This window comes from Klebsiella sp. 141251, from assembly GCF_050600725.1.
GTDB classification, from domain to species: Bacteria; Pseudomonadota; Gammaproteobacteria; order Enterobacterales; family Enterobacteriaceae; genus Klebsiella; species Klebsiella aerogenes.
Window position 1 is genome coordinate 643,966 of record NZ_JAQIRG010000002.1, and the last position, 12,236, is coordinate 656,201.

The following is a 12,236-nucleotide window of genomic DNA, read 5'->3' on the forward strand; positions in this document are numbered from 1 at the left end:
ACGCCGTCCATAGTAATATGGTAATTAAAGTGTCAGGGAAGCAGTATTTTAAAAGCCTCGCTTTTTATATCCCGATATATTTTCCCCAGCACGCCCGATACCGTATTCAGATCTTTCATATCCGTTCGCGCCTGCACTAATATATCGCCAACATTAATATCAATAATCGCTTTTACCCGCTGGCCAAATTGTTTCACCGAATCCCACGTATCGTCATCGTTATCGTAAATCGTCCGCGACGCAAAATAACCGTGGGAAAACGAGGAATGCAGCGGATCATGATTATATTTGGCCAGCGTGTCATGCACGTAGTTATCGTAAAAATCCAGCATCGTCGGCGAGCCCATCAGCGCCGCCCGCCGGGCATCGCCGCTTTTCTTGATCTGGATATATTCCGACTCCTGCGCCGCCACCAGCGGACCGCCAAGCTGGTCGGTTTGCGTGGTGGGGATCACATCCAGCAGCACCTGGCCCAGCAGCGCCACGATACCGGTATGGGCAAAGTCATAACCCCACGCCGCGCGGTCCAGCCGATCCTTATCGATAAACGGCACTTCTCGCGGCCCTTCGCTTTCCGCGGGCGCCGTCGCCGACGGCAGCGCGCCGGTCTGCTCATTCAGCGCCTGCTGATAAAAAGGCTTACGCTGATAATACTTATCGGCGTATTGCGGGCTGGCAAAGCGCTCGGTGCGCCAGGCGGTGATCCAGCTCAGCTGGTCCGCCAGCATCACCTCCAGCGCTTTGGCCTTCAGCGGCACATACACCGGATCCGGCAGTTTGCCCAGCGGACCGTTCTCCGGCGGCTTCGCGGCGGCGGCCGCAGCTTTCGCCTTATCGCTATCCGCCTTGTCGTGAGCCGCCTTCAGCGCGGCGACCGGATCCCGGCCCTGAGCCACGGCGATGGCCACCACCTCCGCCTCGTTGACGGCCGGCGTTTCGGTCTTCGCCCCCGCCTGCTGCGCCCCGGCCTGCTGCCAGGCGTTAAACAGGGCGATCGCCTGTTCGGAGATTTTGAAATAATCAGCAACGTAGCCTTGCATTACCCGATATTTTTTGTCCTGAGCCCCACCGGGTAATACTTCTTCAGGTACGCTCAGCGGCGCCCCGGCATCGAAGGCGGCGGCATACATATCATGCAGCACGATCTTTGACAACAGGCTGCGGGCGTCGGTCTGCACCTTGCCGAGCTCCGCAGGCTTACAGTCGCCGCCGACATCGGCATGCATCCCGGGGTAGACCACCTCCACCGCTCCCGCCGGGTATTTACCATCCGGACCGCGAATGGAGTCCAGCGGCAGGTCGCCGTGCTGCTCGTGGCCGGCGACAAAGTGGTAGCAGCTTTTTAAGAAGCCTTTGGTGGTCGGCAGCCGCAGGCTGTTGGCCGCCCAGCCCAGATGCCCGGTGGCCGACGGCAGGATATGCGGCACACCAACCGCCGAGACCGAATCCAGCAGTCCCATAAACTCGATACTGACGGGAATGCCCAGCAGCGTGGGTCCCCCCGGAACCACCGTCCCCGCCGGCAGCATATTTGTCGCATCGAGCGGCATTTTAGCGTCATCGAGCAGCGACTCCAGCCCGCGGGCGAAGGCGCGGGCGGTGGCGGCCCCCCGGCAGTAGCCGTAGACGAACAGCTTGATTTTGGCAATGCGCCGCTGCGAGCGCTGGATATGCAGCCGTGTTGGCTGCCGCGGCCACTGATTGACCACGGCACCCAGATGCTTGTTGCAGAACTCATCGAGCGCGCTTTTACGGTTGAACTTCTGGGTCAGCCGCGAGAAGGGCCAGACGGTGGCCATCTGAGGCCGAAAGGTATCCAGTTCGCTGTCCTCGATCCTTTCCTTTTTCACCGCATAGCAAATGCTGCTGTAGGTTTTAAGCAGCGCCTGGTTGATACGGTCCTCACCGCCGTTGGCAAACAGCTCGCCGTCCAGCGAGTATTCGTTCTCGCCAATCTGCGGAAAGCGCGCCCCGCAGCCGGGAAAGTAATAGCTGAAGTAGCCGTCGTTCTCCGCCTTATCTAACCAGTTTGCGGCATGGTAGAGACGGCCGATATTGGTCAGCGGCGGGTTTCGCGAGCCGTACACTTCATTACCATCTTCTTCATTACAGCAGGTACCGTCAAAGAACAGGCTGATATGCAGGCTGGCGGGGCAGCCCGGTTCCGTTTTTTTGTCCGATTGATGATCGGACTCTTTAACATACCCCTCCAGGTACTGCCTGGCGTAGTTGCCTTCGGTCTGCGTTCTGCTCGCTGGCAGGCGGCCGCGCTCGTTGTATTCGGTTTTCTGCTGCGTGGAGTTATCCGCGGGCTTTTTGTCATCCGGCCCGGGAAACTTTGGCGGTAGGCTGGCCGCTTCTGCGGTGGAGGTTTTGACTGCGACCGGAGTGGCACCGGTCTGAAAAGCCGCAATAAGCGCCTTCAGGGCATTCAGCGTGGAGTCTGCGGTGTCGGACATACGATGTTCTCCTTAACATGGTCAAATAATATTTTTTTCGCTTTTTCATCCTCATCGGGCGCACGATGTATCGGATATTCCGGAGATGAGCGATCGTGACAAGAACGAACAATTCTTACCTTATCGCAGGGAAAAATATGCACTTCAAAGCCACAGGCCTGTCCCTTCTCCCAGCGCTCAATGGGAACGGTGATCGGTCCATGGCGCTGATAGTATTGTGAATAGTTGTCAGGCATATCGCTTATTTTCATCCAGGAGTTAGGGTCGGAAGTCCAGGTGATTTTTGCCGTCAGCCCCGGCCGCCAGTCGTTGGGCACCATCACACAGCAGAAGCCGCCGCCGCCGCCGTAGGAATTGGCTCCAGGCCCGCCGTAGCCGTTCACCTGCACCGAAACAATGGCATCCGGACCGTGGTTATAGACATTTATATCAGCGCCGCTCATGCCGTCGCGACTGTGGTCGCGGCAGGCCGTCAGCAGGCAGAGAAAAACGGCGGCCAGCACCGCCAGCCCGCCGGGCAAAATACGGATATGCTTTATCTTTGATGTGTCCTTACAAATACAAAGTGATGACTTATTAATAAATGGCGTAATTAAATGCTTGTATTTATGCTAATAGATGAACCTCCATATATAACTGATGATGATATTTGTAGCGGTCAATGAATATTGGCCACGATAAATATTCTCAGCAGTTATTTCATATCCGTTCGTGCGTGTATTAATTATTTCGCCGATATTAAGTTCAATAATTGTTTTACTCGCAGGCCCGGCAGGACGCTATTATCGTAAAAATCCAGCATCTGCGGCGAACCCAGCTGCGCCACGATGCCGGTGTGGGCAAAGTCATAGCCCCACGCCGCGTGGTCCAGCCGATCCTTGTCGATAAACGGTACCTCACGCGGCCCCACGCTCTGCGCAGGCGGCGCAGCAGACGGTATTTTTCGGCCCCAGCGGGCGGGAATATATCTCCAGCCCGGCAGGCACCGTTTCCGCCATCTTCATCGTCGGTAGTTCCGGCGTCAGCGCCACCACCGATAGCCACGGAATGGTGCGCAGATAGTGCGGCCACAGCATGCTAACCAGCCCTTCGGTAAGCTCAGGCAGGTCGTCATCAATCTTTTCCCGCAAGCGCTCCATGGAAAAAGCAACCCCTTCAAACAGACGCTCTACGTAGGGATCCGGCGTACCGGCTTTGTCGAGATCCAGCATCGAAATAGCACAAGGTTAAATCATCGATCGTATGTTATCCGTTACTCGTCCATGACGAGCATCAGGCGTTTAAACGCACAGCACCGCCGCGCGGGCGGGGTCAATAGCAATCAGGTCCGCCAGCAAACGGTCCATCTGCGACTGCAGACGAGCTCTTTCCGTTTCGCTGCGTCCGGCCTTACCGCGCAACAGCCGCAGATGACGCGCTCGGACTTCAAACAGTAGTTCCGGTTCCCATTGCGCCAGTGACAGCGTGGCTGCCAGCACGTCCAGTTCCGCCAGCAGATGTTGCGCCAGTTCGTTTTTCCCGCTCTGCTCGGCAATCCGCGCCATCAATAATCGCAGTAACCAGCGGCTTCTGGGGGTGGTGATACCCGGACGATGTTGCAGCCAGGTCAGCGCCGCCTCAGCGCCATCGCTGTCGACCAGAGCCAGCGCCTCCGGCTCTAACTGAAGGATGTTGTCGTCGCCGGAAGCGGTGACGGCGCGGGAAGCGGTGTCGTCCAGCCAGATGGTTGCATTATCCAGCACCTGTTGCTGTATCCAGTTCAGCGTCACCTCATCGGCAAACGGCGTACCATCGTTAAACGCCAACCCTTCCAGGCCGATCAAACGTGCCAGCAGTCCTTGCAGATCATGCTGAATAATAGCGGCCTGCGCGTCGCGCCCGGATTTCAACAGCGCCTGGTGAACATACCACTGCAGATCCAGCCACAGATGGTTTGCGCCGCGGGAAAACATCTCGCTGGCCTGCTCGAGTAATTCCATCCAGCTCTGTTGGAGATACAGCCTTTTCAGCAGCGCCCGCTGGTCCGGTTTTGGCGGATCAATACGAGTTCTGCCGTCCGCCAGTAACGGCGGCAACTGATGCAGCGTATCATGGCGAATGCTCTTTATCAGGTGGTGGGCAGAGAGCCAGCCATCCGGCTGGTCGCTGAGATACTTTGCCAGCACCCGCGCCTGCGTCAGCAGCTCCTGACCAGAGGTGATACCGCTGAGCACTGGCGCGCTGCCCCCCACCGCCGCTAGCGGCGCATCGCTGATATTCTGCGGGACCACAGCTTCTGGCCCGCCGGATTTCATTAACCGGGTTTCGAGGGCGGCGCACAACGCGCCGGGGACCGCCCCTTCTTGCGTCTGCTCCATGATCAGCAACGCGCCGGTGATACGTAGCGCATCGCTGTTGCATACCTCCGGGTATAACGACAGGCTGTCGAGCATGCGCTGGCTCGCCAGCCAGTCAAGGGCAGCTCTCCTGCTGCGATCCCGCTGCGGGTGTAGACTCACGCCAAAACGCTGCATTAATCCAGCCAGTAATTCCAGCCCATCAGCCAGACCCGCTTCGCCATCGCGGTGCAGGCGGGCCCAGGCGTAGTATGAGGCGACGCGGATATCCTGGGTGACGGTGGTCAGCAGCTTTTCCGCAAGCTGACAAATCAGATCGGTATTGGCGCCGGATAGCTTATTCACTTCTTCGCGCATCAACTGGAAATCATCGTCATAGCCGGGATCATCGCCCGTTGGTTGCTCGGTCGTGACCGGCTGCAGCCAGTTTTCCCACAGCAGCAAACGCTGCTGGGTCTGTGCGGCCAGCGCTTCCGGCGCTACCTGGCTCGCACTAATCAATGTAAGAACTGATGCCATTAATAAAGATCCTCCCTGCGCTGTTCACTCTCCGCCTCGCAGCCCCATACGGACTCCGCCCCGCTGTCGCTCATTCCCGACGGGCTGTTGACGGGGAGTGTCTTACCAAATATCAACGTGCGCTGCGCATCGGCGAAATTCACCACTTCGCTCTGCGCCTCTTCCTGCAGGGTGAAATAATAGAATATGCCGACTTCAGCCAGCAGGCGCTGAATAAACGCCAGGTCGCTCTCGCGATACTGGTTTATCTGTTCGCGTTTTGGGTAGCTTTGCTTGAGATTAAATTCATATTCCCAACCATGCAGGTTATGCTCCTGCGGTTGTGTTGCGCTCACGGCCCAACGAACTCATCCAGGTCATATTTTTTCTCCATAAGACCGCAATGCCCTGCAGATAGTGTTCTGCTTGCCCATCGCCCGCGCCATCCTGTACCGGGATGGGGTTGACGCTAAGAAATTCTCATCAGGAGTGGCTAAATTCCATGACCACGTCGCCTTCTTCATCGACATCCAGAGAAAGGCTCTGCGGCTTCAACCCTGCCGCCAGATGGCTCAACAGTTGCTGACTCAGCACCGGTAGAATTTGTTGATTAAGCAGGCTGTCAATGTTACGCGCGCCGGTATCCGGCAGCAGGCAGGCGTCCGTCAACGCGTCGTACAAGCTTTCGGCAATATCGGTTGTCATACCGTAGTGACGATACAAACGCTGGCTGACCTGGTTGAGTTTCATGTTGACAATTTTGCGCATCGCCAGTTGGCTGAGCGGACGGTAAATAATGGTCTGGAAACGCGCGAGCAGCGCTGGTTGAAAATGTTCTCGCAGCACCGGGCGCAACAGGTCATGTAAATCGGATTCTGTCGCTTCCGGCCGCTCCTCCAGCCTCTGCATCAGCCGATCGCTGCCGAGGTTTGAGGTCATCAGGATCACCGTATTGCGAAAGTCGATTTCGCGTCCCTCGCCATCGCGCATAAAGCCACGGTCGAACACCTGGTAGAACACATTCATCACATCACGATGCGCTTTTTCCACTTCATCAAGCAGTACCACGCTGTACGGGCGTTTGCGTACCGCTTCGGTGAGAATACCCCCTTGACCGTAGCCGACATAACCGGGAGGCGAACCTTTCAGTTGGGACACCGTATGCGGCTCCTGATATTCGGAAAGGTTGATGGTAATCAGCGATCTCTCACCACCGAACAGCTCATCAGCCAGCGCCAGCGCGGTTTCCGTTTTTCCAGTGCCGCTCGGACCGACAAGCAGAAATACGCCCTGCGGGCCGTTATCCGGTGCAAGCCCGGTTTTGGTCGCCCGCAGTCTCTTGGCAATGGCGTTTAGCGCCATATCCTGCCCCACCACTCGTTTATCCAAATGAGATTCGAGACTCAGCAGTTCCGTCTGCTCGTCCTTCAGCAATGAAGAGAGCGGTACCCCGGTCCAGTCGGCAATCACCGTTGCTACGGTACGTAAATCGACATCCAGCCCCAGCAACGGATGGTTATTCTGGACGCTGGCAAGTTGGCTCTGTAATGCGCCGATCTCCTTGCGGCGGGAAGGATCGGCTCGGCAGCTCAGCAGTTGCTCGGTCAGCTTCAGTTCCAGGCCGTACTGCGTTTCCAGATCACCAAGCTGTAAAATAATACGCGATTCTTCCAGCTCAATTGCCGCCAGCCGCGCTTCGTCGCTACCGCTACCGACCATGGCATCTTCCAGCAACGCCTGTTTTTCCATTTCCAGCGCCGTGATTTGCGCTTTCATACGCGTCAACAATTCCGGCACCGTATCGATTCCCATGCGAATGCGGGCCGATGCGGTATCCAGTAGGTCCACCGCTTTATCTGGCAACTGGCGGCCGGTGAGATAGCGTCGGGAAAGTGTCACGGCAGCGCGAATGGCTTCATCGGTGATATGTACCCCGTGATGCTGAGCATAGCGAGATTTCAGCCCGCGTAGCATCAGACAGGCGGTGTCATCGTCCGGTTCGTCGACTTTGACCATCTGGAAGCGGCGCTCCAGCGCGGCATCACGCTCGAAGTACTGCTTATACTCACTCCAGGTCGTGGCGGCGATAGTTCGCAGTTCGCCGCGCGCCAGGGCCGGTTTGAGCAAATTAGCGGCATCCGCGCCACCGGCCTGGTTGCCTGCGCCGATGATAGTATGAGCTTCATCGATAAACAGCAGCACCGGAACAGGAGACTGCTGTACCGCTTCGATAATGTTCTTAAGCCGCTGTTCGAATTCCCCTTTAACGCCTGCGCCGGCCTGCAGTAAGCCGAGATCCAACGTACGCAATGAAACCGGCTTCAGACTGTCCGGCACGTTGCCCTCCGCGATACGCAACGCCAGCCCTTCGACCAGCGCAGTTTTGCCGACTCCGGGTTCGCCAACCAGGATTGGGTTGTTTTTTCGCCTGCGCGACAGGATATCCACCATTTGACGAATTTCGTTATCGCGACCAAAGACCGGGTCGATTTTGCCTTCGCGGGCACGAGCAGTGATATCAAGGGTAAATTTGTCCAGCGCGTTCTGTAACGCAGGGGTCATCTCAGCGGACTTCACGGCCGATTCCACGGGGCGGCCGACAAACTCCACATCGCCAACGTAGCCTGGTTCATCTGGCTGTAATTCCGGGCGCTCATCAGACTGCATATCTAATAGTGGTCGCAGGTGTTCAAGCTGCGCTTGTCCCAACGTTAACAGCGGCCACAGACTGTCACAGCGCACCCGCGTTGGGTTGCTGACTAACGCCATCAGTAGATGAACACTGCGTAGAGAGGTCTCGCCCGCCAGTGAGGCCCTTAACCACGCCTCCTGCATCAGGCTCTGGATGCTGCCGGACAGCTGCGGCCGGCTGTGTACCGAGCGCGGAAGCGTTTCCAGAAAAGAGAGCAGATCCTGCCAGATAGCGTCCATATCCCACTCATAACGCCGCGCTAATACGGTCAGGTCTCCCTCGCCCTGCTCCAATAGTTTTAGCAGCCAGTGTTCGGGAAGGATTTGCGCATGCGCGCGGGCCTGGCACAACGAAGCGGCGCCTTCCAGGGCGCGGGCGCAATAAGGGTTTAAACGGCGTAACAGAATGGCTGGGTTTTCCATGAGGCTCTCTCTTTGTCGATTCCGGACACGCTACCGCCCATCGCCGTTTCCCGTGATGCAGGAGACCAAAGCGCACAAGGTCGGGCAGGCTGATTATTTTTGCTAAAAGCCAACGGTCACTGGCGCTTAGCAAAAAAGCAGACGGCGAACCGCCTGCTTCGGGCGTCAGGCTGTCGTTCGTTCATTCCATGAATCGGAATGAATGATGTTGCCGTCTTTATAGGTCCAGGTGATTTTTTCGTAGCGCAGTTCAATCTGCTCAAGATGGCTGTGTTTCTCGTAGGCTGGGTTCTTGATGTCGTGCATCAGCGGATTGACCTTCACCACTTTCACGTTTTCCAGTTTGGTGTTGAAGTATTCCACTTCCTGACCAGCATCATTGATTTTGTACCACTTGAATTCGGCAGACTTCAGCGTCTGGCCGGTAGTCACCGCCTTGTAGAGATAGGCGCTTGAGGAGTCGATTTCCTTGGTAAACAGAAACGGCGTGTGGATACGCGTGCCGGTTAGCTTTCCGGTGTTGTTGTCGGTCGGGATGTACAGGTTATGCTCCTGCGCCACTACTTCGATGCTGCCTTCACGATCTTTCACATCTACGGAACCTTTAATGTCCGCCCCGCCGTCGTCTTTCAACCATAAATAGACTGGTATTGCCATGTTAATTACTCCATTTCATTTTTTAACACGCCATCATCCTGAGATGGCGCAGGTGTGTTGTCTGTCGCCAGACAGGCTGTAGCCTGTCGAGCCAGACGACTTGGATAGTGACAGGCGTGTTACCCTTTCGCCTTCGGCATCTGGCTAACCAGAGACAAATTGACGTCCATGCCTTCCACCTGGAAGTGCGGCACCGCGAACAGCTTGACGCGGAAGAAGCCAGGGTTATCCTCGATATCTTCCACTACCACTTTCGCATCACGCAGCGGATGTGAGGCCTGCAGCTCGTCGCCCGGATCGGTCATTTCCGTAACCAGGCCACGAACCCAGCTATTGAGCTCCAGCTCAAGCAGGCGGCGATCTTTGGTGGTGCCGATGTTCTCGCGTTGGATCAGTTTCAGGTAGTGGGCGATGCGCGATAGCAGGAAGATGTACGGCAGGCGGGCGTTGATACGGCTATTGGCTGTCGCATCCGCGGTGTCGTACAGCGCGGGTTTCTGAGTTGAGTTAGCCGAGAAGAAGCAGGCATAGTCACGGTTCTTATAATAAGACAGCGGAATAAAGCCCAGATTGGCGAATTCGAACTCACGGGTTTCCGGGATCATCACCTCGGAAGGGATTTTCACCTGATTTCCTGTGCCGAGATCATAGAGGTGGATGGGAAGATCTTTCACCGCGCCGCCCGCCTGCGGGCCACGGATTTGCACGCACCAGCCGTTTTGAATAAAGCTGCGTACCATGTTCGAGGCGAAGGCGAATGACGCGCTGGTCCACAGATACTTTTCGTGATCCGGCCCCTTTACCTGCTCAATGTAGTTAAAGCTGCGCACCGGAACCGTGTCCGGCCCATACGGCAGACGGCCCAATACCCGCGGCATGACCAGGCCGATATAGCGCGAGTCATCGGTATCGCGGAACGATTTCCATTTAATGTACTCAGCGCGATCGAAATAGTTGCCGATATCTTTAATTGCCGCGACTTCTTCCATTGAATCCTTGAGGAAAAATTTCGGCCCTACGGCGCCGATAAATGGCATATGCGCCGCAGCGGAGACTTTCGAAATATTACGCAACAGCGCCATGTCCTGCGGGCTGGCGTCAAACTCGTACGCCGATATTACCGATCCTATCGGCTCGCCGCCGGGGGTGTCGTATTCGGCGGTGTAAGTATGCCAGTACAGGCCGCTCTGTATCAGCTCTGGCGCATCTTCAAAATCCTGACGTAAATCGTCTTTGGACACATCGAGGATTTCGGTTTTCACGTTCTGGCGATAGTCGGTGTTATCTACCAGTTGCTTCAGGCCGCGCCACAGAGATTCCACCTTCTGGAACTCCGGGTGATGCATAACAGCATCAAGTTGACGGCTTATACGAAAATCCAGGTCCGCGATGTGGTGGTCAATAAGCGTTTTATCGAGTTTCTCCACCTGCTGGCCGGATTGACGAATGCAGTCCATAAAAACCTGCATCGCCGCGGTCAGGCGTTCCCCCGTCGTGGCCTCTGATAGCGCCGTGTCGTCCAGAAAGACATTAATATCGCCAAGGCTTGATGCCGGGCTCAGATTGATTTTTTCAAACAGAGAAGCGTAAACGCTTTCTTTGTTCATTACGGCAGTTTGCCCCTGTGCGGGGTTCGTTTCAGTATTTACAGACATCAGCATATTCCCGGTTAATCCATTAAAAGAGATGACCGCCGTTTACTTCCCGGCAAGGGCACTCATTTCGGCGCGTAATTCGCTGGACAGAGCTGGATCTTTAAGGATTCTCTCAAGCTCTTTTCTGAAAGTAGCGTTATCAAGCAGGTTCGATTTGAGATCGCGTAATAAATTACGCATCGCCAGCATGGCGCGGAGTTGAGGGATTTGCCGGGCAACCTGTTCGGGCTCAAAGTCTTTTATATCGGAAAAACGCAGTTTAACATTGTCTTCTGAGTTATCCCCAGCCAGCGTATTCTCAACGGTGAGATTGATCTCTGGGTTAAATTCAGAAAGCACACTATTAAAATTATTCTTATTGATATCTATTTTCTGGCGCTCGGCCAATGGTCGATACTCTTTTCCATTACTGAAATCACCAACGGTGAGCAGTTTAAGCGGTAGTTCAACCTTCTTCTGCGCCCCCCCGGTATGTAAGGATAATTTTAAATTAATACGTGCCTTCGGCACCTCATTCTGGAATGAATCAGCCATAGCGGTCCCTTTTCCTTAAGGAATGATTGTGGAGTTAATTTCGTTTTATTCACAACGTTATGTTTAAAGAAATCAGGGCAATATATCAACCAGCAGATACGAAGATCCAGATATAACAAGTCATTTAATTGGCATAGATCAATATCGCCGGCAAGCAATCATTTCAACCAATAACTTATGCAATCTCAACACGATAACCAATATATAATTCACTCAATCACAGATGGAAACTATTTAAATGTGATAAATTCAACTTTCAGCGTCGAAATAAACTCATTCCTTTTAATAAATGAATTATTAAAAGGAACTATTAATAGAGACGTTAATAAAATAGCATTCTGGGTGTCAAAAACTACCAGACTGGCGTAGGCCAGTCTGGTATTCCCGTAAAAAACATTCTCTCAGAACCAGGCCTCAAACATACCGCCGATGTTCAGCGAATCCAGCCGCTCGTCGCTGGTGCCGTCTACTTTCGCGGTGTGCTCGTTATCCACCTGGCCGCCGGTAACATAGAAGCGCAGCATCGGGCGGAACTCCGGCCCCATGCCGATGGCGATGTTCTGCGACAGCGTCAGCTTCCAGCCGTGGTTATCCCCGCCCTGGTCGTAGTCAACGCGCTGGTAGCCCGCTTCCAGCCAGGTCGAGTGCACGTCGTTCCAGAAGTACATCGGCCGGACGATCGCGCCGTAGTTTTTACGGTTATCGGTATTGTCCTTGCCGTTGTCGTAGTCGTGGAAGGCCAGCAGATACTCGATCTGCGCCTGTTGGGTGAATTTATGGCTACCCTCGAAGCTGGCATAGACCGTGGTCAGTTCGTCGGTCTTGTTATAGACGCTGTTATCCGAGTTGTCGGAGTAGCGCAGAATAACTTTGTTCACCCCGCTGTCGTTGCTATGGCTCAGTACCAGCCCGCCCTGCCAGGCATCGAGGCGCGCGTCGCTGTCCACCGCTTTTGAGTCAAAGCCGTAGTTGGCATATACCTC

9 protein-coding genes and 2 pseudogenes are annotated in these 12,236 nt (G+C 55.2%); all 11 read right to left on the reverse strand.

The window, feature by feature from the left end; translation table 11 throughout:
* Positions 1–32: 32 nt before the first annotated feature.
* Complete coding sequence (locus PGR09_RS07640) at positions 33–2,459, reverse strand: T6SS phospholipase effector Tle1-like catalytic domain-containing protein (protein WP_430916002.1); 2,427 nt, start codon at positions 2,457–2,459, stop codon at positions 33–35.
* A complete protein-coding gene (locus PGR09_RS07645; protein WP_430916003.1) occupies positions 2,432–2,980 on the reverse strand; it encodes a DUF3304 domain-containing protein in 549 nt (182 codons plus the stop codon). Before PGR09_RS07645 ends, PGR09_RS07640 begins: the two co-directional genes overlap by 28 nt.
* A 203-nt stretch (positions 2,981–3,183) precedes the next feature.
* Positions 3,184–3,369 (reverse strand): hypothetical protein, encoded by a 186-nt coding sequence (locus PGR09_RS07650; RefSeq protein ID WP_015705642.1) that lies wholly within the window; start codon positions 3,367–3,369, stop codon positions 3,184–3,186.
* Between the two features lie 19 nt (positions 3,370–3,388).
* Positions 3,389–3,685, reverse strand: a pseudogene (locus tag PGR09_RS07655) (type VI secretion system baseplate subunit TssF); the annotation flags it as partial.
* A 54-nt stretch (positions 3,686–3,739) separates the two neighbouring features.
* The gene (gene tssA / locus PGR09_RS07660) at positions 3,740–5,314 is read right to left on the reverse strand and encodes a type VI secretion system protein TssA (RefSeq protein WP_045398046.1); all 1,575 of its coding nucleotides are present in this window, start codon (positions 5,312–5,314) and stop codon (positions 3,740–3,742) included.
* A 41-nt stretch (positions 5,315–5,355) separates the two neighbouring features.
* Positions 5,356–5,631 (reverse strand): annotated as a pseudogene (locus PGR09_RS07665) (contractile injection system protein, VgrG/Pvc8 family); the annotation flags it as partial.
* A 145-nt stretch (positions 5,632–5,776) separates the two neighbouring features.
* Positions 5,777–8,407, reverse strand: coding sequence for a type VI secretion system ATPase TssH (gene tssH / locus PGR09_RS07670; RefSeq protein WP_430916004.1), 2,631 nt, complete (start codon positions 8,405–8,407; stop codon positions 5,777–5,779).
* A 165-nt stretch (positions 8,408–8,572) separates the two neighbouring features.
* Entirely contained in the window at positions 8,573–9,064 is a 492-nt protein-coding gene (gene hcp, locus PGR09_RS07675; RefSeq protein WP_380378152.1) for a type VI secretion system effector Hcp, read from the reverse strand.
* 119 nt (positions 9,065–9,183) lie between these two features.
* Complete coding sequence (gene tssC, locus PGR09_RS07680; RefSeq protein WP_430916005.1) at positions 9,184–10,719, reverse strand: type VI secretion system contractile sheath large subunit; 1,536 nt, start codon at positions 10,717–10,719, stop codon at positions 9,184–9,186.
* A 42-nt stretch (positions 10,720–10,761) separates the two neighbouring features.
* Positions 10,762–11,253 carry a type VI secretion system contractile sheath small subunit gene (gene tssB, locus PGR09_RS07685; RefSeq protein ID WP_049060966.1) on the reverse strand — a complete coding sequence of 164 codons (492 nt, stop codon included), beginning with the start codon at positions 11,251–11,253 and terminating at the stop codon, positions 10,762–10,764.
* Positions 11,254–11,654: 401 nt separating this feature from the next.
* A partial coding sequence (locus PGR09_RS07690; RefSeq protein WP_430916006.1) for a carbohydrate porin occupies positions 11,655–12,236 on the reverse strand: 582 nt, incomplete at its 5' end.